Origin of the sequence: Asticcacaulis sp. W401b (assembly GCF_046503825.1) — a bacterium.
In the GTDB taxonomy this organism is placed as follows: domain Bacteria; phylum Pseudomonadota; class Alphaproteobacteria; order Caulobacterales; family Caulobacteraceae; genus Asticcacaulis.
Genome location: NZ_JBKFEE010000007.1, coordinates 130,147 through 151,051, shown reverse-complemented (window position 1 = coordinate 151,051; position 20,905 = coordinate 130,147). Strand labels below are relative to the sequence as shown.

20 protein-coding genes are annotated in these 20,905 nt (G+C 58.7%); 8 read left to right on the top strand and 12 right to left on the bottom strand.

The window, feature by feature from the left end; translation table 11 throughout:
- Positions 1–267: 267 nt before the first annotated feature.
- From ACK8OE_RS15160 to kdgD, 7 genes are all read right to left on the bottom strand, one after another.
- Positions 268–657, bottom strand: coding sequence for a hypothetical protein (locus ACK8OE_RS15160; RefSeq protein WP_410273222.1), 390 nt, complete (start codon positions 655–657; stop codon positions 268–270).
- Between the two features lie 37 nt (positions 658–694).
- Positions 695–1,564 carry a DUF4329 domain-containing protein gene (locus ACK8OE_RS15155; RefSeq protein ID WP_410273221.1) on the bottom strand — a complete coding sequence of 290 codons (870 nt, stop codon included), beginning with the start codon at positions 1,562–1,564 and terminating at the stop codon, positions 695–697.
- Between the two features lie 297 nt (positions 1,565–1,861).
- On the bottom strand, positions 1,862–2,257 hold the full coding sequence (locus ACK8OE_RS15150; protein WP_410273220.1) for a hypothetical protein: 396 nt from the start codon (positions 2,255–2,257) through the stop codon (positions 1,862–1,864).
- Between the two features lie 23 nt (positions 2,258–2,280).
- The gene (locus tag ACK8OE_RS15145; protein ID WP_410273219.1) at positions 2,281–2,808 is read right to left on the bottom strand and encodes a DUF4329 domain-containing protein; all 528 of its coding nucleotides are present in this window, start codon (positions 2,806–2,808) and stop codon (positions 2,281–2,283) included.
- Complete coding sequence (locus tag ACK8OE_RS15140) at positions 2,757–3,014, bottom strand: DUF4158 domain-containing protein (protein ID WP_410273218.1); 258 nt, start codon at positions 3,012–3,014, stop codon at positions 2,757–2,759. The genes ACK8OE_RS15145 and ACK8OE_RS15140 overlap by 52 nt, the downstream gene beginning before the upstream one ends.
- 360 nt (positions 3,015–3,374) lie before the next feature.
- Positions 3,375–3,809 (bottom strand): cupin domain-containing protein, encoded by a 435-nt coding sequence (locus ACK8OE_RS15135; protein ID WP_410273217.1) that lies wholly within the window; start codon positions 3,807–3,809, stop codon positions 3,375–3,377.
- Positions 3,810–3,858: 49 nt separating this feature from the next.
- Positions 3,859–4,797 carry a 5-dehydro-4-deoxyglucarate dehydratase gene (gene kdgD / locus ACK8OE_RS15130; protein ID WP_410273216.1) on the bottom strand — a complete coding sequence of 313 codons (939 nt, stop codon included), beginning with the start codon at positions 4,795–4,797 and terminating at the stop codon, positions 3,859–3,861.
- A 295-nt stretch (positions 4,798–5,092) separates the two neighbouring features.
- On the opposite strand from kdgD, the gene ACK8OE_RS15125 reads away from it, so the two are divergent.
- From ACK8OE_RS15125 to ACK8OE_RS15110, 4 genes are all read left to right on the top strand, one after another.
- Positions 5,093–6,433: an MFS transporter gene (locus ACK8OE_RS15125; protein ID WP_410273215.1), complete on the top strand. Its 1,341-nt coding sequence runs from the start codon at positions 5,093–5,095 to the stop codon at positions 6,431–6,433.
- Positions 6,433–8,274, top strand: a complete 1,842-nt coding sequence (locus ACK8OE_RS15120) for a hypothetical protein (RefSeq protein ID WP_410273214.1) — start codon at positions 6,433–6,435, stop codon at positions 8,272–8,274. Before ACK8OE_RS15125 ends, ACK8OE_RS15120 begins: the two co-directional genes overlap by 1 nt.
- 174 nt (positions 8,275–8,448) lie before the next feature.
- The gene (locus tag ACK8OE_RS15115; RefSeq protein WP_410273213.1) at positions 8,449–8,676 is read left to right on the top strand and encodes an AbrB/MazE/SpoVT family DNA-binding domain-containing protein; all 228 of its coding nucleotides are present in this window, start codon (positions 8,449–8,451) and stop codon (positions 8,674–8,676) included.
- A complete protein-coding gene (locus ACK8OE_RS15110) occupies positions 8,676–9,056 on the top strand; it encodes a type II toxin-antitoxin system death-on-curing family toxin (RefSeq protein ID WP_410273212.1) in 381 nt (126 codons plus the stop codon). The genes ACK8OE_RS15115 and ACK8OE_RS15110 overlap by 1 nt, the downstream gene beginning before the upstream one ends.
- Before the next feature lie 12 nt (positions 9,057–9,068).
- Here ACK8OE_RS15110 and ACK8OE_RS15105 read toward each other — a convergent pair whose 3' ends face one another.
- Together ACK8OE_RS15105 and ACK8OE_RS15100 are read right to left on the bottom strand one after the other, a co-directional pair.
- Entirely contained in the window at positions 9,069–9,965 is an 897-nt protein-coding gene (locus ACK8OE_RS15105) for a LysR family transcriptional regulator (RefSeq protein WP_410273211.1), read from the bottom strand.
- A 157-nt stretch (positions 9,966–10,122) separates the two neighbouring features.
- Positions 10,123–12,909: a TonB-dependent receptor gene (locus tag ACK8OE_RS15100; RefSeq protein WP_410273210.1), complete on the bottom strand. Its 2,787-nt coding sequence runs from the start codon at positions 12,907–12,909 to the stop codon at positions 10,123–10,125.
- Between the two features lie 358 nt (positions 12,910–13,267).
- Here ACK8OE_RS15100 and ACK8OE_RS15095 point away from each other — a divergent pair, with 358 nt between their 5' ends.
- The 4 genes from ACK8OE_RS15095 (at position 13,268) to ACK8OE_RS15080 (ending at position 18,229) form a co-directional block, all read left to right on the top strand.
- Complete coding sequence (locus tag ACK8OE_RS15095) at positions 13,268–14,611, top strand: tetratricopeptide repeat protein (RefSeq protein WP_410273209.1); 1,344 nt, start codon at positions 13,268–13,270, stop codon at positions 14,609–14,611.
- Positions 14,612–14,766: 155 nt separating this feature from the next.
- Complete coding sequence (locus ACK8OE_RS15090) at positions 14,767–15,408, top strand: hypothetical protein (protein WP_410273208.1); 642 nt, start codon at positions 14,767–14,769, stop codon at positions 15,406–15,408.
- Between the two features lie 5 nt (positions 15,409–15,413).
- Entirely contained in the window at positions 15,414–17,033 is a 1,620-nt protein-coding gene (locus ACK8OE_RS15085; protein ID WP_410273207.1) for a secretion protein, read from the top strand.
- Positions 17,034–17,182: 149 nt separating this feature from the next.
- Positions 17,183–18,229 (top strand): hypothetical protein, encoded by a 1,047-nt coding sequence (locus tag ACK8OE_RS15080; RefSeq protein WP_410273206.1) that lies wholly within the window; start codon positions 17,183–17,185, stop codon positions 18,227–18,229.
- 64 nt (positions 18,230–18,293) lie between these two features.
- Here ACK8OE_RS15080 and ACK8OE_RS15075 read toward each other — a convergent pair whose 3' ends face one another.
- The 3 genes from ACK8OE_RS15075 to ACK8OE_RS15065 all read right to left on the bottom strand — a co-directional run bounded on the left by ACK8OE_RS15075 (position 18,294) and on the right by ACK8OE_RS15065 (position 20,902).
- Entirely contained in the window at positions 18,294–18,656 is a 363-nt protein-coding gene (locus ACK8OE_RS15075) for a glutathionylspermidine synthase family protein (RefSeq protein WP_410273205.1), read from the bottom strand.
- A gap of 203 nt (positions 18,657–18,859) precedes the next feature.
- Positions 18,860–19,612, bottom strand: a complete 753-nt coding sequence (locus ACK8OE_RS15070) for an SDR family NAD(P)-dependent oxidoreductase (RefSeq protein ID WP_410273204.1) — start codon at positions 19,610–19,612, stop codon at positions 18,860–18,862.
- Between the two features lie 18 nt (positions 19,613–19,630).
- Entirely contained in the window at positions 19,631–20,902 is a 1,272-nt protein-coding gene (locus ACK8OE_RS15065; RefSeq protein WP_410273203.1) for an MFS transporter, read from the bottom strand.
- Between the last annotated feature and the right edge of the window lie 3 nt (positions 20,903–20,905).

The window sequence follows — 20,905 nt, the reverse complement described above, 5'->3', positions numbered from 1 at the left end:
CAGGGAAACCTGAAATGCGAGCAGATTCAATATGTTGCACGAAAGTTCCGCCACAAGCTATTGATCTTAAAAGGATTCCTTAGCGTCACTTTCGACGCCGATCTTACGACAAGCCCATTAAGGGGCATGAGCTACTTTGGACGATCGCTCGCAATGAAACGAAACGGCAGATCTGAGATCTGGCGCCCTCCCGGGAGTGACACAAATGTCGTAATGTAAAGCGTGCCAGAGCTTACGCTCTGGCACGTCTAACGCGTGTGGCCGGGTTTATTTTCGCGTTATACGCTGACTAATAACGCCCTTGCCCGTAACATAGTAGAGATAGTTGGGGCCGCACTTCATATCGAAGAACTTGGCGTCTTGTTTGGATTGGTTCCAATACTCACCAATATAGCCTGTGCCAATCCGGTATATAGGAGTTTCGGATGTGCTTTTGGCATCTTTTTCAAAGGTGAACTTGTAACAATCCAGGTTGAGACCTCGATCCTTCATGTCCGCGTAAACGGTATGAAGAGCCAATACAGCATCACTGGGAATATTCTCGAAGCGAACCCGTTCCGCCGCAGGGGAAGGGCTGCCGGAGGGCGCCGGTGCCTGAGCGTGCAGGACGCCGGCATTTGCGAAAAATACTCCGATAATGAGGGCAAGTGTCTTCATGGGTGCGATCCTTTTTGATGAAGGCTTACAATGTCAACTAGTTGGGCCAACCGCCATCAATGCCGAAATCTTCGATATGGCCCTCGCTCGTCGTTACAGCGGCAATATCAGCAATCTCCGCATCGTCTGCGGGATTGAAGCCACTGTGTTGCGATGGATCATAGGAATAAACACTACCATCTGGGCCCATCATCCAGGTCGGATCGCCATTGGCATTAGCGTTTCGAATGTCGTTCGGAGAGAAATAATGATCGCCGATGTCACCGGAGTCCTGACCGTGCGTATGGAAGGTGGCGACCACATTACCCGTCATCATTCCATCAGCGCCGCCTACATTGACATTGCTGGGTCCGCCAACGCCCATCTCAGTGATGAAGTAGTATTTATTCCCGTTGAGATCGGTGGCTTCGCGAACATACCCGCCGACTTCTCGGTTACCAATGCTTCCATCTTCAGAGACACCATAGAACGCGTGCATGATGGCTTCTCGCGCGGAGGAGAAATGAACTCCAGAGCCTAAGCCATATTGGGTTACGTCAAGATCGGTCGTGGGGACAACAGGTTGATCGCCAGCCAGAAAGCGAGTGAAATCATCCCACGTAGCTTGAGCGGAATCGCCCCACCAGTCGTCGAAGGCATCCACGAGATTATCGATCGCGTTTTCGATGTTCTCGCCCCAGTCTTCCCAAATCCATTCACGGCCGTCTTCGCCATCGTAGCCGAAGCTGCCGTCCAAGCCGAGGAAGTCGCCGACGGCTTCAAGGGCGTTTTCCCACCAGCTATCATGATCGTCATCGTCAATGGGGTTGCCGTATTCGTCGTAACCGCAGTTGTCTTCATAGCCGGTCAAGCTATCGACGTGGCCGCCGGCAACCCAACGAAAATCTTCGGAAGATAATACACGCATACACTTTCTCCTTTCCTCCGCGTCGGAGGACTGTGAATTTTATTTATGGAAAAAGCAGCGCCTTAATTTTAATTGTTATTTATGGAAGGCGATTCCGCAAAGCTTTATTTCAAATAAAGCCACGCATATATCTATTGTGCATTTTCAACGTTGTCGAGACGCTTAGTGTTGCGTACCTGAAATATTTAAAGGTCGGATGTGGGAAAATGTTTCACATGTAATTTTCTATAGATAATCTGAAACGCATATTTTCGGTAGGAAATTATATCGACGAGTCTAGAGTGACTCGTCGATTTTTCATTTTTGATTGAAGCTTTGTTTGATACGGCTCTTTGAATCCACAATATAAGTTCGAGATGGTCCGCAATCATTTCTAATCTTCGACGCCATCTCTGCGTTGTTGGTGGCTAGGTTTTCCTTTTTGAGCGTAATGTCTACGACCATCAATCCGCTCTCCAACTGGCCTTGTATCTTGGTTGTGATGTTCCCCGTAATGGTGACGTCAAAACAGCTCAATTTGTAGCCGCGGCCTTCAAAATCACGCGTGACCTCCATTAAGGGGGCAGACCACTCGCCCGGAAACTGACCCCATCGATGATCTGTCTCCTCCGCGCGCCACAAATGAAGATTGAAATTATCTTCGGCTTTGGTCTGCCCAAGTGCCGGCGACGCCGCCAGAACGGTTCCCGCCAAAAATAGACACAGCTGTCTTTTTATCAAGGTTGTCCTCCGGGGGCTGGAGCCGTGGGCTGCGGAGCCGCTTGCTCGTGAATGTTCCATAGCTCGCTGTACGTATCGGTTCTTGGGTCGTATGAGGCCGCGCGCCCGTCAGGTCTCAACATGATGCTTGGCACATTTCTGTCCTCCGCGCTGTCAATGTCTTGACGCGACCAATTGTCCGCGTTGGTGTTATCCAAATTCGGGTCGGTAGTCACTACGCCCTGAGCCGTCTCGTAAGCCGCATGAGTATGGAAGGTCGCGACTATATCGCCGCGCCAGGTCTGCGTTACGTAATCCTTGCCGCCAAGGGATAGCGTCGACACATAATATCCACCTGTGTCAGGGTTGTATTTGATAACGCCGCCGATTTCCTTGTTCAGGCTCAGGGAGTCGCCCTGAATCTTCTTCAGAGCATCAAGAATCGCCTGTTCCGGTGTGGCGAATTCAGCGCCTAAATTGTAGGTCGCCAGATTCAGAGGGGTGCTCGGCGGCTTGGAGGGCGGCGCCCTGTCCGCCCTTCCCACTCATATCCCAAGGCGTCGGTTATTGGGCGCCCGAGCACCGCAGCAATCACCTCAATGGTTTCGACCGGTATTTCGCGCACAGTTTCGAAAAATCGCCTGTGCAGCCCGTAAACCTTGAGTTGGATTGCGAAACCCAACCGCTGCGCGGCAGGCTTCGTATTGGCGAGTTCCAACTCCTCTAGAGATAAGCTCCACGCAGATGACATGCTTGCCTCGGAGGATTAGGATTGGTTCCGGGAGGAGCTTGCGCCCTTATTGCACAACAGTCAATGGCAACGATTTTGTTCACCATACGTTCTTTAACTTGGCCATTTTCGCAGCGACGGTGTAGTTAGGCCCTGATAGAAGGCGACCCGGTGCCGCGTAAGATGATGGATCTGGGCTTTCAACTGCGCGCCAGAGAGAGTACCTGACACGTCTGATTAGTACGGCACTGACACTTGCATTTTGCGGCCACAAAATGTCTTCTGATAATAAACATTATGGGAAATTAAAGGGCGTGAGTTTCAAAGAACGGTATTGGGAAGCAAAAATCTGACAACCACACTGCAAGCCCCCCGCAGAGACTACGGTTTTCGGTCTTTCAGGGGATAGGCAATGATCAGCGTTAGCGGCTCTGGCCCTGTTTGTTTGATGCCCACCTCGCTTCCGCTGTAGAGGTAGGCGGCCATACCGGCGCTGAGCGGCTTTGAAATGCCATCCGACGTGACTTCGCCGGTCCCCGACATCACATAATAGACCTCATCATGGTCGATCGGGTGCAAACCGATGGCCGAACCCGGATGCAGGATACGCTTGCGGAACTCCATACTACGGTTGGGGGCCTGATCGCTGATGCGGTAGGAGGTGCTTAACCCGATCTTGCCGTGCGGGTTGGGTTCGGTCTTTTCAATCGTGCGTTCATCGACGATAACCATCACGCCGGTTGGCGTTTGGGCCATTGTCCCCGTCGCGCAGAGGATCAAAACGGCCGCTGCACAGGGTTCAATCCATCGTGCCATGATCAACGCTCCTCAGGCATTTTGAGTCTGAAAAAGGCAGGCGTTGCGATCAGGCGGCCGTCTTCAGGGCCGTTGGCTGCACTTTGGCAATCAGGGCCTTAAGCTCAGCCATTTCCGTCTCACTAAGATCGGTCAAAGGCGTGCGCACTGGACCGGCCGGGCGGCCAATCGCCTGCATTCCCGCCTTGACGATGGAGACGGCATAGCCTTTGCCCTTATTGCGCAAGGAGATGTAGGGCATGATGAAATCACGCAGCCCGGCCAGAACTGCCGCCTGATCTTCGGCCCGCACTGCCTTGTAGAAGTTCAGGGCCCAGTCCGGCAGGAAGTTGAAAATGGCCGAGGAATAGGTGGTGACACCCATCTTGAGATAGGGGGCGGCAAAGGTTTCGGCTGTGGGCAGGCCGCCTATATAGGTCAGCCGGTCGCCCAGCCGCGTATAGATGCGTGTCATCAGTTCGATATCGCCGACGCCGTCCTTATAACCCACCAGATTGGGGTTGTTGTCGCACAGGCGCGCCAGCGCCTCGTCCTCTATGATGCCGTTATCGCGGTTGTAAACGATGACGCCCAGTGAGGTCGATTTACATACGGCATCGATATGGGCTTCGAAACCATCGGACTTGCCGCTGATCAGATAAGGCGGCAACAGCAGAAGGCCATCCGCACCGGCCTGCTCGGCCGATTGCGCCAGTTCGATGGCGATCTGGGTGCCGTAGCCGCAACCGGCCACAACCGGCACCTTGCCATTGGTTTCTTTGACCGCCGCGGCGACCACGTCGCGCACCTCGGTCAGGCTGAGGGAAAAGAATTCCCCCGTACCCCCGGCGGCAAACAGACCAGCCAGAGGCTTTTCCAGCATCCATGCGCAATGTTCACGATAAGGGCCTTCATCGAAACGGTTGTCGCTGTTGAAATGCGTCACAGGGAAGGATAGCAGCCCCGTCCCAATCGTTTGCGCCATATCCTTGGGGCTAATGCCAGCCATTTGAGACCTCCGTGCATTCCGAACTTTATACCGAACAGGTGATGTGCGCACACATGATCAGTCGCATTGGGATGCAACCTAGCCGCCCGTCCATGTTGCGCTGACGCTATCGGCACACCACGCAGGCGTCCAAGCCAAAGGCGGTATTGATCCATGCGTGGAACGCAATGAACGAGGCGTCGAAACCCTCCTCAACGGCCTAAAACTATGCGTAACTATAGAGCATAAAAACACCTTCTGTCTGGCGGCCGCGGGTTCGCAATATAAAGACGGAATGAATACAGAGAGTGACCCCATGCCAGACCGTGCCACGCGGCCGCCGGAGATGACGCCAGCCGTCGCCAAGCCCAGCCATATCCGCTATGCCCTGATCGTCTTTTTGTTCGTTATCACGACGATCAACTATGCGGACCGTTCGACCTTCTCCATAGCGGGTTCGGCGGCTTCGGAAGCCTTGGGTCTCAATCCCGTGCAGATGGGCTTTATCCTGTCGGCCTTTGGATGGGCATATGTGGCGGCGCAGATCCCTGGCGGTGCCCTCCTCGACCGGTTTGGCGTCAAACGCGTCTATGTTGGCGCCATTGCCCTCTGGTCGTTATTCACGGCCTTTCAGGGCTTTGTCGGGCTGATCGGCGGCCTGTCCATAGTGGGCTCCCTGTTTGTTTTACGCTTTCTGGTCGGTCTTGCCGAAGCGCCCTCTTTTCCGGGCAATGCGCGCATCGTGGCGGCGTGGTTTCCGGCCTCCGAACGCGGCACGGCATCGGCCATTTTCAATTCGGCGCAGTATTTTGCGTTGGTGGCCTTTGCCCCCTTGATGTCGTGGCTGGTGCATGAGCACGGCTGGCGCATGGTGTTCTGGTTTATGGGCGCGCTGGGCCTTGTCGCCGCTTTTGTCTTCGCAAAATTCATTTCCAGCCCGGACAGGCATCCTTGGGTCAATGCCGGCGAACTGGCCCTAATGAAGGAGGGCGGCGCGGTCAGCATGGAGGCGCGGCCCAAGACGAACGTGGGCGGCTTCAGCCTTGCACGGCTCAAGGTCCTTCTGACCAACCGCATGCTGGTCGGCATCTATCTGGCGCAATACTGTATCAACGTCCTGACCTATTTCTTTGTGACGTGGTTTCCGATCTATCTGGTCAAGGAGCGCGGTCTGAATATCGTGCAGGCGGGCTTTGCCGCCGCCGCTCCCGCTTTGTGCGGCTTTATCGGTGGGCTGGTCGGCGGTTTCCTGTCGGACTATCTGCTCAAAAGGTCCGGCGACATCAGCCGCTCACGCAAGATTCCGATCTTTGTCGGCATGACTCTGGCTCTGTCGATCATCGCCTGTGCCTATGTCGATCAGGAGTGGCTGGTCATCACGCTTATGGCCATCGCCTTCTTCGGCAAGGGTGTGGCATCGCTCGGTTGGGCCGTGGTCTCAGACGTCGCACCCCGCGAATACATCGGGCTGGCGGGCGGCGTGTTCAACATGTTCGGCAATACGGCCGGTATCGTCACCCCCATCGTTATCGGGTATATTGTGGCGGTTACAGGCTCGTTTGACGGCGCGCTCATCTATGTTGGCATCCACTGTCTGATAACCCTGCTGGCCTTCGGTTTTATCACCGGCAAGATTGAGCGATTGAAGATCGACTGATGAACCGCCGCCATTTCCTTCTGTGTGCGACCGCCGGTGCGGCGTTTGGCGGTGTCCCTGCCCTGGCCAGATCTGCTGACGCCTCCCTCAGCACCCCCATGAGCCCCCCGGAATGGGCGCTTTTGCAACGCGAGGTCCTGCGCGTCGAAAGCGAGGCGGTCGCAACCTTTTACAACCGCTATTTCGATGAGCGCGGCTATTTCCAGTGCTTTGAACGCTGGGGGGCCAATGATGGCCCTGACGATGCGATCGAGAATTGTAACGACTGGCCGCATCTGCACGCGCTCGGCGGGTCAGACACGGTGCTGGACCTTTACACACGCGCCTGGGAAGGGCACCTGAAACAATACACAGCCGCCCGAACGGTCGAGACCCCGGCGGGACGCGACGGCATGTATTACCGGGAATTCCCGGTGATGAACGACTGGCAGCACCTATCCGAAGGGCTGTCTGTGTTTAATCTGATGGGGCTTTCCAACCCCTATGATCCACGGTTTCAGGCGCGCGTGCGGCGGTTTTCCGGCTTCTATACGGGTGAAGACCCGACGGCCCCCAACTATGACCGCAACCGCAGGATTATCCGTTCGATGATCACGGGGTCAAAAGGCCCGATGCTGCGTAAGGCAACGCCGCTCGACTGGGCCGGTGACCCGTTCGACCCAACCGGCTTTTTCATGGAGCACGGCGAATCCACCTATCAGGAGACGCTCGACCACTATGCGGAATATACCGACATTGTGGGCGATAGTCCTTTGAACCTTCAGGCGACCAGTCTGGTCATGAACGCCTATATGCTGTCGGGGGAACGCAAGTACCGCGACTGGATCACCAGTTACCTCGACGCCTGGATTGATCGGGCCCGAAAAAATGGCCATGTCCTGCCGAGCTATGTGGACCTGAAAGGCCGCATCGGCGGGCCGCGCAAGGCTTGGTGGGGCAATGTCTATGGCTGGGGCTTTTCTCCGGTCGATCCGGTCACCGGCAAACGCGAGGATCGCAACCGCGTGCCGCGCGCCATCGTCGCCTTTCTGAATGCCTACCTGCTGACCGGTGGTGACAAATACCTTCAGGTCTGGCGCGACCAGACCGACGCCATCAATGCGCAGTCAAAAACCATAGACGGCGTACTTTGCGCCCCCACCATGTATGGTCCGGACGGCTGGTACGGCTTCAAGCCCGGCCCCTATCGCACCAATGGGCTCGACATCTGGTATATGTCCATGCGCGATGACGATTATGCGCGTGCCGATACCGATCATCCGTGGGTGCAGTATCTGGCCGGAAAAAACCCGACCTACCCGGTCACGGCGCTGCGCACCACGCTGGACAGTGTCCGGCAAAAAATGGACGCCCTGTCGAAAGACACCACGACCAAAGACACCCGTCTGGCCGATGCGCTGTTGAAGTTTAACCCGGCTGTCGTCACGGCCCTGCTGCATCTGATGTGCGGCGCCATCCATATCGCGCGGCCCACCTGGTCGAAAACCTCCCCGTCTCAGGGCGGCGCCCTCCTTTATGCCCGGTTGCGTTATTTTGACCCGGTCAGGCGTCGTGCCGGTCTGCCCGAAGACGTCGCCGCGCTGGTCAGTGCCTTGAGCGACACCGCGACAACCCTCACCCTGGTCAACACGCACCCCTTCCGTCCGCGTCGTGTTACGATTCAGGCGGGCGGCTATGGTGAACACCAGTTTACCGGCATGACGCTCGCGCAAAAGACAACGGCGCTCAACACCAATCAGGTGACCCTTGATCTGGCACCCGGCTGTGGCGCAGAGATCCACTTTACGCACCAACGCCACGTCAATGCCCCGACCCTGAGCCACCCGTGGGATCGGGCCTAGAGCGAAATGACTTTAGGTGGAATCGTCATTTCGCTCTAAATTTTTTTGTCGCGACGTTTTTGCGGAAAACCGCTCACACTTTTGGCTTCGCCGAACTTCGTTTCCGCACATCGCTCTAATTGACAGCAAACACGCCGGACATTATTATATTTATAATTATGTCCGGAGGTTGGTATGAATGCGCTCAAACTCACGACAATCGGGACGTCCACGGGTGTCGTCATTCCCAAAGAGGTGCTGACGCGCCTCAATGTCGCAAAAGGAGACACCCTCTATCTTACGGAAACGCCTGACGGCGGCTACCGCCTGACGGCATATGATCCCGACTTTGCGACCAAGATGGAAAAGGCCGATGCCATCATGCGACGCTATCGCAACACCCTCAGCGTCCTCGCTAAATAATGCCCTACATTTGGCTGGAAGCGCGCGATGCCATAGCGGTCCACGATCGGTCGCTGGTCCTTCATGGCGGACCCGGTGGCGTCAGGGACGAGGGCCTGTTGCTTTCGGCGCTGGCCAGACCGCAACAACTGGCCGTGTACGCCGACGGTGTGGACAGGGTACAACTGGCGGCGGCCTACACGGCCGGTGTCGTGCAAAACCATCCTTTTATCGACGGCAACAAGCGCACTGGATTTATTCTGGGCGTTTTGTTTCTCGAACTCAACGGTCTGAACTTTATAGCCCGTGAAGAAGATGCCGCCGATGCCGTGCTGAGCCTTGCTGCGGGCGCGCTGGATGAGGCCGGTTATGTCGATTTTCTGAGACGCAATGTGCGTTAGGGGGGGTGGATCCTAAACCGTCTTCGGTGCCACCTCTGAACACAGCTCACGGACCGCCCCCAGCGCCGGGTTGGTGTTGGCGCGCCGCCAGACCATATAAAGCTCGACGGGCTTTTCCGGTACGGTGACAATGTTGCGGTAATGCACACCGGAAAACTGCAAACTCATGGCCGTGTGCGGGACGATAGCGACCCCAAGCCCGGCCCGTACAAGCCCCAGCATCGAATGGATCTGCGTCACCTGCTGCACATAGTCAGGTCGCACATCGGCCGCTGAAAACAGGCCCATCAGCATATTGTGGAAGTAGCTTGCCCCTTCCCGCGAATACATGATCAGGGGTGAGCCATCAAAGGCTTTGAGGGTGAGCTCCGGCGTGGTCAGTCGCGTATCCCCCGTCGGCAGGGCCGCGATCAGGGCCTCACTGACGACCCGTTCGCTTTCGAATTCGTGACGGTCCAGTGGCTGTCGCAAAAAGCCGATGTCGATCAGCCCCGTTTGCAAGGCCTCCACCTGCTGGCTGGACACCATTTCTCTCAGATCAAGCTCAATATTGGGCAGGCGCGCGCGGGCCTGTGCCACGATCTGCGGCAGGAAGCTGTAACCGGAAACCGCTGTAAAGCCGATGCCGATGCGCCCGGCGTCGCCTTGAGCCACCTTTCGGGCTGCCAGCGTGGCGCTCTCGGCAAGCCAGACGATACGACGGGCTTCCGGCAGGAAAACGCGGCCGGCGGGGGTGAGTTTGACGCTGCGACTGGTGCGTTCAAACAGCGGAACCCCCAGAATGCGCTCCAGAACCTGAATCTGGCGGCTGAGCGGGGGCTGGGTCATGTTAAGCCGTGCCGCGGCCCGCCCGAAGTGCAACTCTTCGGCGGCAGTCACGAAACAGCGTATCTGGCTCAGTTCAAACATGTACCCCTGCCTGTGATCAGTTTGGTCAAGGCTATGGTGATGCGAAGAAAAAGAAAAGGCACGGCTGTAGGGAACAGCCGTGCCCGAAGTGTGCCGGTCCAAACGGGGAAGAATGACCGACGGCTTGGCGCAGGGTGACGCCCGCACAAGGTGCGGATCAGAAACTATAGCGGGCGCTGAGGAAGAACTGCCGTCCGGTGTGCGAGCGCACATTCAGGCGGTTAGTGGCATCGACGTACTGATCGTTGAATTCATCGGTCAGGTTGATGCCTTCGAGGCTAAGCTTCAGCTTCGGCGTCAGGTTATAGGAGGCCTGCATGTCGAAATTGGTCGTTTCATTGGTGCCGGCAACCGTGTTGCCGTCATTGGAGGGAACGGCCGTCAGATAGCCCTCCCGATAGGCAACCGAACCTCGGACCGAGAATTTTTCGGTCTCATAATAAAGGGTGAGGTTGGCGGCGTTTTTCGACAGACCGACAAGCGTCTCTGAAACGGTCGGTGCGCCCGGTGTGGTGGAGGTCAGATAATCAATCGTAGAGTCCACGTAGGTGTAGTTGGCGAGTACACCAAAATTGCGCCAGAAGCCCGGCAGGAAGCTCAGTTGCTGTTGCGCATTGACCTCAAAGCCTTTCAGTTCGCCGCCCGGTGAATTGACCGGCTGGCTGACGGCAAAGATGTCGGTGGCCGTCGCGGTTGTCCCGTTGAGCAGCGAATTCGGCAGGCCTAACTGATTGAACGGAATGTCCTGACGCAGGGTCTGCACGAAGGTATCGATCTTTTTGTAGAACAGGCCGAAGGCGTAGATCGAATTGGGGGCCGGATACCATTCCAGCGACAGGTCCAGATTCTTTGATTTGGTCGGATTGATATAGGGATTGCCGCGGGAATAGGCGCGATTGGCCCCTTGAATGGCCACGTCACCGCCGGGGGTCAGGCCCGCGATCGACGGACGCGCGATGGTCTCGGCGGCGCTGACCCGGAAGACGATATCGTCAGTGACGTCGGCCGCCAGATTGAGCGACGGGAGCGTCATGTCATAGCTTCGCGATGCTTCGACCAGCTTGATCACAGCCCCTACCGCGGCATAGCCGGACGAGCGCTGATCGGTCTTGAAGTAGCGCAGGCCCGCATCTCCTCGCCACGGAACTCCCAGCGCCGTAAACTTAAAATCCGCTTGCAGGAAGGCTCCGGTGTCGGTCTCATCAACCGTGATCCACTGCCCGCGCGCCGATGAATTGTTGATGTCGGTCAGGGCATAGATGCCGCAATTGCAATAGATGTTGTATTTGGCGGCAAACTTATCGAGGTCAGGGGCCAGCCACGCCGTGGCATTGCCCGACGGCTGGTCCAGATTGCGACCGAAACCGGAGTAGACGTCAGACACATCCGCCAGTTCAACGGCCGTCAGGGTCTGCACCACGGTTTCCGAGGTGCGATAATAGCCCCGCGAGTCGAAGCTGAACTTGCGGCTATCTAGCCCGCCTTTGATCGTCAGGTTTTCGTTGGCATCGAACTCCAGATAGGCCTTGGCCGTGGCAAAAGCATTGGTCACGAAATTGGGGCGGATACGTACCTCGGACGTGCCATTGATCATCGACCAGTTGGCTGGGTTGGTGGCATCGAAATTGAGCCCGATAGCCGGTAGCCTTGAGCGGAAATCGTAGCTGTAGCCCTGCGAATTGGCGCGATCAAAGGTGATGATGGTCGAGACCGGGTTGGAAAATTCCGACCGTGAATAGCCCCCGATAAAGCCGCCGCGCAGTTTATCCGAGAAGTTATGCGTTACGGTCAGCGTGTACTGGGTAAACTCGGTTTCCATCTCGTCCCAGGCCGTCTGGGTACGCAGATCGACATTATCAAACACACCCTGAACGATGTTTTTCCCCTCAACCGTGCCGCTACGGATGATGGTCTGTGGCTTGCCGGTGCCAGCCCGGCTGAAGCCAATGGCCTGAAGCTGATGCTCGCCACGGGTGGTTTTGACGTCGGAATAGAGGATATCGAGCGTCACCAGCGTCGCCTCTGACGGGCGCATCTGGAACGATCCCGTCAGGCCCAGACGCTCGGAGTTGATGTCATAACTGACATAGGAGGGGATGCGCGGGTGATAGAGGGCCGTAGCCGTATTGGTATCGTTGATCTGCGCGATCGTATAGCCATTGAGCGTCGAGGCCGTATTGAAACCGCTATTGGCCCCGCCATAGGTCCAGCGCGTAATATTGGCCCCTTCCTCCAGCAGATGGCGCTTCTCGTAGGCCAAAGAGAACAGCGCCCCCAGCTTGCCATCCGCCCAGCGCCGGCTGGTCATCAGGGTCACGCGCGGGGTCACTTCACGCGCCAGATCATTGTAGCTGGCCTGCGCCGACATGACGAGCTGGCCGGTTTTGTAATCGAAGGGCCGCGCGGTCTGAAGGTCAACGGTTGCCCCCAGAGAGCCTTCCTCGACCTCGGCAGAGGCGGTCTTGCGCACGCTTAAGGAATTGAACAGTTCAGAGGCGAACATGTTGAAATCGAAGCCACGGGTGCGGTTGGTGCCCCCGGAATTGACCGTGCCACCCGTGGTCGCGATGGCTTCCATACCGTTGACACGCACGCGGGTGTATTCCGAGCCCAGCCCGCGCACCGAAATCTGGCGGCCTTCGCCATTGACACGGGTAATGGCGACGCCGGGGATCCGTTGTAGCGATTCCGCAAGGTTCAGATCGGGAAAATCCGCAATATCCTCCGCCTTGATGGCGTCAACCACGCCGCTTTCGTTGCGCTTGGTGCGGATGGCGCTTTGCAGCGACCCGCGAAAGCCGGTCACCACCACTTCGACCGGCGCTTCGGACGCTGCCGGAGAGACCTCCTGCGCTATAACCGGCGTACCCAGCGCAAGAAGCGTGAGAGCGGAAACCCCGCACGCCAAACGGCGGCGCGCCGTGTAGGCTCGTCTTGTGTGCATGTCTTTTTCCTCGCCTGTATGAAGCTGCCTGTGATGCCGTAGCGGCATCCGCTTCTGATTATGTCCAGATATTAGGCAGCTTTCACAAAGACGGGCGAATCCCAATCGGGCATGAATCAATGCGCGAAATGAATTGAAGGGCTTCATCGCTGGGAAAAAGGCGACGGCAGCTGCCCTGTCTTCTGCGGGCCAATAAGAGCTCCGAAAGTCAGGTGAAACAGCACTCATATAGCAGCCCTGTGCTATAAAACGACCCGGTCGCATTTGCATACTGCGCCATAACCCGCGTTTGGCGTTGCCACACCCTTCCCCAACCGGTAGAAAATGACGGGCAAGGACCAGGGGAGGATATACGGGCATGGCGTCATCCAGACGGCTCGATGGCTGGAAGGCGATTGGCGGTCATTTCGGACGTGATCGCACGACCGTCATGCGCTGGGCCCAAAGCCGTGGCCTGCCGGTGCGTCGTCTGCCCGGCGGCAAGACAGGCACTGTGTTCGCCTTCGTCGATGAGCTGGACAAATGGGCCGCCAATCAGACGGACCTGACGGCAGAGACCCCGGAAAACACCAACGCAGAACCCGATACACAACCCGCACCTGCGCCTGGCTTCTGGCAGCGCAACTGGCGTCGGCTGGCGGTTGTCAGCCTGATGGGTACGGCGTTGATATTTGCTTTGGGCAATGTCTGGCCAAGGCCGCAACCCGTACCGGCGTCGCAAGGCCTGCCCGCCGACCCGGCTCTGGCCTCTCTTTATCTCGAAGCGCGCGACGCCTGGGCGCAGAGGACACCGCAATCCCTCAAGCGCGCCATCACACTGTTTACCACCCTCATTGAGAAGCAGCCGGATTCGGCCCTTGCATGGGCGGGACTGGCAGACGCCTATCTGCTCTCGCGTGAATTTGGCGAAATGACCGACGAAGACGCCTTCACCAAGGCGCGCGCCGCGGCTCTGAAGGCCTCACAGCTCGATGCCAACCTGTCCTCTCCGCATCGGGCCCATGGCTTCATCTCCTACTGGTGGGAAAACGATCCGGCCAAGGCGGGGGATGCCTTCCGCCGCGCCCTGTCGCTGAAGCCCGGTGAAGCCCAGACCCATTTCTGGTACGGGAACGTCCTGTCAGACAACGGCCAGCACAGCGCCGCGCTGAAAGAACTGAATACGGCCCGGCTGATTGAACCCGGCTCCATTTCCATTCAGATCGATCTGGCTTGGGCGCAATGGGCCGCAGGCGATGACGCCGCTGCCAAGGCGGCCTTTGGGCAACTCAGGCAGCAGAATGCCAGCTCACCGGTGTTGTTTGATTGCACAAGTCTCATCAAGCTGGCGGACGGCGATTATGTCGGTTACGTGCAGGACTTCAGCGAATTTGCGCGCCTTCGGGATGAAAGCGACCTCAAAGCCTATGCAGCGCAATTGCGCGCATCCCTGAAATCCGGCGCCCCGGCCGTTCAGGCGCTTTTGATGAAAAAGGCGCTTGAGGAGGTTGCCGCCAACCCGCGCCGTACACACGTCTGGCCCGTGTTTCTGGGCTCTGTGGCTCAGAACCGGGCGGACGTCCTAAGGTTCCTGAAAACCGCCACGGAGCGCGGGGAATCGTGGGGCGAAGCGGGGCTGAGCGCGCGCATCGCGCGGCTGTGGCCCGACGACGCCGAAATCAACACCCTGCTCCAGTCGTTGCGCGCCCGCCGCGCCGCCTGACCCACACTGCAACAGATTGCGACACCTGAGCGCGGCGTTTTCTCACGCCGTGCAACAAGTTGCGACATGGCCAAACTTCAAAAAATCCTCATGCTTTCCTCATCTTAGCGGCACAGGCGCGCATCGCCTCCTGACCGCTGGCCAAGGGGATGCAGATGGGTTTATGGACGCGCAGAGCCGCACTCGGATCGACCGCCGCCACGGTAATGGCCGCGCCGTTGACCATAGCCGCGACGGCGTTCACGCCTTCGGCGAGCGTCAAGGCTTTGATGAGCGCGCACCAGAGCGCTATCTGCCAGTTGGCGGAGTTTGGCGGCACACAGGTGCTGCTCCTGCTCATCAATGGCACGCCGGTCGAGGCCCATGCCCGTCGCCGGGGGCTTTACCAACGCAAGCTGTCGCGCCTCACCCAATCCGGCAAGGCCATCGCCCCGGTCAATTTCAACCGTCTGATCACGGCGGCCGGGGGTATTGACCGGCCTGTAGGCGGCACCGCGCGCGCGCCGGAATTCAACGCCCTTTATGCCGCCTTGCCACCGGTGCCGCAGGCCCCCGATCCCTGTCCTGCGGACTTTGATCAGCGCTCAGCCGCCGAGCGCTCTGTCATCCGGCAAGCGCTGAGGGCCCCGGACAACAGCCGCTACCTCCCCTGTTTTGTCGAAGACGCGCAAACCGTGCGCCTGCCCTTTTCCGACGACCCCTTTTTCACCGCCTGGGCGTTTGAACGCGATGCTCAGGGTCATTTCCTCGCCCTCACCCTGCCGGGGGTACGGGCCATCTGGGCTTTGGAGGCCTGAAACGCATGAAAGCCACGCCCCTTCTCCGCGCCACTCTGACCTCACTGCTGATGTGCAGCGTTTGCGCCTGCGCCTCAGAACCGGTCAGACCGTCGCCGGTGGCACACATCATAACGCCTGCTGATGCGGCGGACGCCCTGCGCCACGGTGACCTTGCCACAGCGCGCAAGGGCTTTGGCGATGCGGCCGCCCGCTCACCGTCTGACCCGGCGCTTCAGACGCTTCTGGCTCTGACCTATCAGTCTGCGGCGTCCAGCGACCCCGAACAGCTGGATCTGGCACTGGCGGGTTATGATCTGGCCCTGCGTAGCGGACAGGACAGCTTCTGGGCGGCCGCACTGGCCGGAAAGGCCGCATTTGATCGCGGACGCTACGGACAGGCGCAGGCCTATTATGCGCGGGCGGTCACCCTGCGCCCGGAGGACGCGCGCGCCCTGACGGGACTGGCGAGCAGTGCCTATATGGCCGGTGATCCGCACCTGTCCGCCAGAGCGGCCAGTCGTGCCGCCCGTTTCGCGGCAAGCCCTGACCTCAAAGCCCATGCGCTGCGTTTGCTCAGCCTGGCCCATGTCGCGACAGGTCAGACGCAGGCCGCCGAAACCGCCTATCAGCAACTGGCCCTGTTGGCCCCGGCGGAGGCCCCCGCCATCAAAACGCGGATGCAGGAACTGGCCCGCGCTCAGGACGCGGATACGGAGGCTGAGCCTACGTCGGCTGAGCCCGGTTCACCGGATCAGGTCTCGGTCGATGTCGCCATTATCCTGTCGCAAAATGCCCAGCGTGACTCCATCGGCCTGAACCTGCTGGATGGCCTCCAGTTACAGTATGGCCGTCAGGATCAGCAGACGCATTCGGGCAGCGACACGGGCGTGGCGCGCACCATCACCGACACCATCACCCTGCCTCAGCTCACCTATAATCTAAATCTTTTCAATCGTTTTGGTCAGTATTACCAGGTGGTCGCCCGCCCCATGCTGACCGCCTTTCGCGGCGAACCTTCGGACTTTTTCGTGGGCCGCTCGACCAAGGTGGCAGTGAAGGGGATCAATTTCTCGCAGCTCGAAAATATCGACATCGGCACGCAGGTTAAGGTCACGCCGGTAGACATCACCGCCCAAGGCACGCGGCTGAAGATCGAAGTGACCCGCTCGTTTCTGTCCGGCGAGCCAGCGGGCACGTTCAACGAAGCGCTCAACACGTGGCGGCAAACCGTCTCGACCACGGTCGAAGTCCGCTTCGGCACGACCCTGATCCTGTCGGGCCTGTCTGAAAGCGTGCGCGATTCTTCGGTGACCAAGACCCCGATTCTGGGGGACGCCCCGCTGATCGGATCCGGTTTCAACCGGCGCGTCATCAATGAACGCCGCGACGCCGTGCTGGTGCTGGTCACGCCGTCGCCGGTTCAGGCATTCAACAGCCGCCCATGGAGCCGCCCGGCCGATGTCGAGCGCCTGATGATGCTTTGGGACAAGACCGTCGCCCCCGGCTCTGACCTCGGCACCGTCACTGAAACCCTGTCGCGTTCGCGCCTGTTTAGTCGGGCGCGCAAAGCCGATGCGCCCCTGTCGTGGCCCAACTTGCCGCACGATCACGAAGACATTCTGAGGGAGCTTATCGCACCCTGAGAGTAACGCCGCATCGTTGAGGCTGAATCCGAAGAGTAATCTCTGAATGGATAAGCCCTTTCCGGTGCAGGTTGCAGTACCAGTAAAGCTTAAAAATTACCTTCCTTATTTCAACACAACAGACATCTTACCCTGAAAAGGAGACATCTATGCGTAAATCATCCCTGACTTCGACAGTATGCGCGGCACTGGTTCTGATGCCGCTCGCCCTGTCCCCCCTCACTGCCGTCGCTCAGCCAGCCCTGAACCGCGCTGAACTGAACACGACCGCCCTTGCCAAGATTCAGCCGGCCCAGTTAAGCCAGCTCAAGCTCATCGCCCAGCGTCAGGACCAGCGCCTGCTTCAGGCCTTCCGCGGCAAGGAAGCCCTGAAAGCCAGCATGGAAGCTGAACTGCGCGCCATTCAGCAGGAACCCGACGAAGACAAGCGCGAGGGTCTGATCAAGGCCTATCAGGCCAAGAACAAAACGGCCTATCAGGCGGCCCTGCGCGAAAGCAATGTGGATCTCAACGCCATGGCCCGCGAAATGGCCGTCGCCGCACCTGAGATGGACTTCCGGGTGACCGACAACCTCAGCATCGTGGCCGCCCCGAAAATGCAGACCGCCAGCCGCAAAAGCGCGCCGGCCAACGGGTCATTGCCCGCACCGACGCCGTCACGTAAAGTCAAAAATCTGGTCACGGAAGACTATACCATCAGTAAGGATGTGGGCTGCGGTCAGATCGCCGGCGGTGAAATCAACGTCTCTGGCGGCTATATGACCAATAAGGCCGTCGCGATCTCGACGGGCGGCTGCAAGAACGAAGGCAGTTATGTTCATGAGTTTCGCGTCAGACCCAATGAAACGGTTGAGGCGACACTGACCGTTGACATGACGGCCAAGGCTCAGGCGCTGGGGATTTTGGGCTCTGCCTCAAGCACAAGTAGTGTCTCGGCCCGCATTGTAGGCAGTCAGTCGCAACCCGGAGACAGTGACGGTGTTTATTGCACTGTAATTGCCGGGATACTCTGGGCGGCCAGTGATGAGTGCGAACTGTTAAATGTGCGTCTAAATACGCGATTTACGCAACCTGGAACCTACTCCCTCATTGCCACGACCCGAACATACCTTCTAACCGCGCTTAGCGTCGGCGGTTCGTCCGGTGAAGCACGCATCAAAAAGCTGCGCGGCACGCTCGTGACAGAAACGCGGTAACGCGGCTTGCGGCAGGCTCTGAAACAAACGGTATTCGGAGCCTGCCGGGTTCGTAGCCCCCGGATCAGCGAAACAGATGCGGCACAAAACGCGACCGGTCATCGGTGATCAGATGGTCGCTTTCGCGAATACCCATGCCTACCGCTTCGCCGCCGATGACCCAGCTGCCGATCAGGGCATAGGCTCCCGACGCCGGGTCACGAAACAGCTCGGCAAAGGCCTGATAGACGAAGTCATTGTCGGCGTAATTACCGTCGGTTTGTGCTGTGTGCGCACGGTCACCGGCCGCAAAAACCGACATATTCTGTCCCTCACGGCCGAGCGCCGGTTTGCGCACAAAACCACGACCAGACCCGCGAAACGCCTCATCACTGCGGCGCGTCTCCAGCAGATAAGGGCTGTTGACGGCCATGCGTAGCCGGAACATTCGTTTCCTGAGCGGGTGGCAAATTTTCTGGTCCTTCTTGCGCCCCAGACTCCTGATCAACCTTCGGCTGGCGTCGTCTGCCCGGCGCAATACTATTCATTATCTTGAGGCCGTCATGGACGTCCTGGGCATCAGGACGCTCCCTGATGTCAGGGCCATTCTCCTTCCAAACACCATCGAGGCGCGTCACCAGCGAACGGACGTCAGGAAAAGAATAATCCGCCATTGAGATCGAGGCACACGCCGGTCAGGAATCCGGCCTCCTGAGACAGCAGGTAGTGTGCCACATCGCCCACATCGTCCGGCGAGCCCTCGCGACGCAGCGGCGTGCCGGAAACGACCTTCGCCCGGCCTTCCAGCGTCGAGAAGGTATCGTGGAACGAGGTGCCGATCAGGCCGGGGCAAAGCGCATTGACGCGGATACCCTTGGGTCCCAGTTCCTTGGCCATGCCGCGCGTGAAGGCCATCACCGCCGCCTTGGACGCGGCGTAGGCGCTGGCGCCGGGTCCGCCGCCGTCGCGTCCGGCCAGAGACGACAGGTTGACGATGGCCGAACCCGCCGGCATGTGCGGCACGACCGCCTTGGTGGCGAGAAAGGTCGAGGAGACGTTCAGGCGCATGACGTATTCGAAGAACTCAAGGTCCATCAGGTCGAGGGTCTTGCGCGCCACCATGCCGCCCGCGACATTGACGAGGCCGTGAATCTCATCGCCGAAGGCTTCGCGGGTCTGATTGATCAGGCGTTCTACCGCCTCGGCATCCGTGACGTCGGCCTTGACAGTGATGGCCTGCGCCCCCAGCGCCCTGGCGGCCTGAAGCGTCTCGGCTGCGGTTTTCTCATTGGCGTTGTAATTGATGGCCACCTTTGCGCCGGCTCGGGCCAGTCTGAGCGAAACGGAACGGCCGATGTCGCGCGCCCCGCCGGTGACGATAATGACTTTGTCTTTCAATGACATATGGAAAACCTTACTTTGTTATGACTGACGCCCTGCCAGACGGTGCACGCGACCGCCGAGAAGGAGCAGGGAGAGGATGGACAGCGGCACCAGCAGGCCCGCCATGAGGAAAACCGGCGCGAAGGACACCTTGGTGGCCATGGGCACGATCAAGGTGGTGATCAGCACGCCGAGGTTGGCCGCCGTACCGCCAAGGCCCGACAAGGAGCCTACCGACTTGCCGGAGAAGTAGTCGCCGGGCAGGGTCTGGATATTGCCGATGGCGATCTGGAAGCCGAACAGCACGACCGCGATCAGAAGCACGGCCATCAGCGGCGTGGCGGCGTTCATGCACAGGAACAGGGCCGGCATCATGACTATGCAGCCAAGGATGATAACGCCCTTGCGCGCATTGCCCACGCTGACGCCGCGGCGGATCAGGAAGCCCGACAACGCGCCGCCGAACAGGCTGCCGATAGCGGCCCCGACGAACGGCACCCAGGCGAACAGGCCGATCTGTTTGATATCGAAGCCGAAGGTTTCGGCCAGATAGATGGGCAGCCACGATACGAACAGCCACCAGATCGGATCGAGGAAGAAGCGCGACAGGATGATGCTCCAGCTCTCCTTATGCCCCAGCAACTGCCGGATATTCGGCGCGTACTCGTTCTGAGGTGTCGTATCCTTGGTGACGCGATTATTGAGTATGTAGTCGCGTTCTTCGTCACTCAGCCAGAGGTGCTTTTCCGGATCGGCGCGGTAAACGAACAGCCACGGAATGATCCAGACCAAGCCCAGTACCCCGATCAGCAAAAAGACCATTTTCCAGCCGATCTGCAGGAACAGGAAGGCGATCAGAGGGGCGGCGATGATGGCGCCGACCGAGGCCCCGGCATTGAAGATGCCCTGCGCAAAGGCCCGCTCCGTAGACGGGAACCACAGGGCATTGGCCTTGGCTGCGCCGGGCCAGGCCCCGGCTTCGGACAGGCCCAGCGTCGCACGCAGGATGCCGAAGGTCAGAAGCGTGCGCGCGAAGGCGTGCCCGGCGATGGACAGCGACCAGAAAAGGATGGCCAGCGTGAATCCGATCCGCGTACCGACCGCGTCCAGTATCTTGCCGAACAGGGACTGCCCGAAGGCGTAGGACAGGGTGAAACAGGTCAGAATCAGGGCATAGTCGTCCTTGCTGAGGCCCAGTTCCCTCGAGATTTCCGGCCACATGACGGCCATGGCGTTGCGGTCGATATAGTTGATGACTGTGGCGATGGCGATCAGGCCGATGATGAACCAGCGGAGCCCTTTAAGTTTCATGTC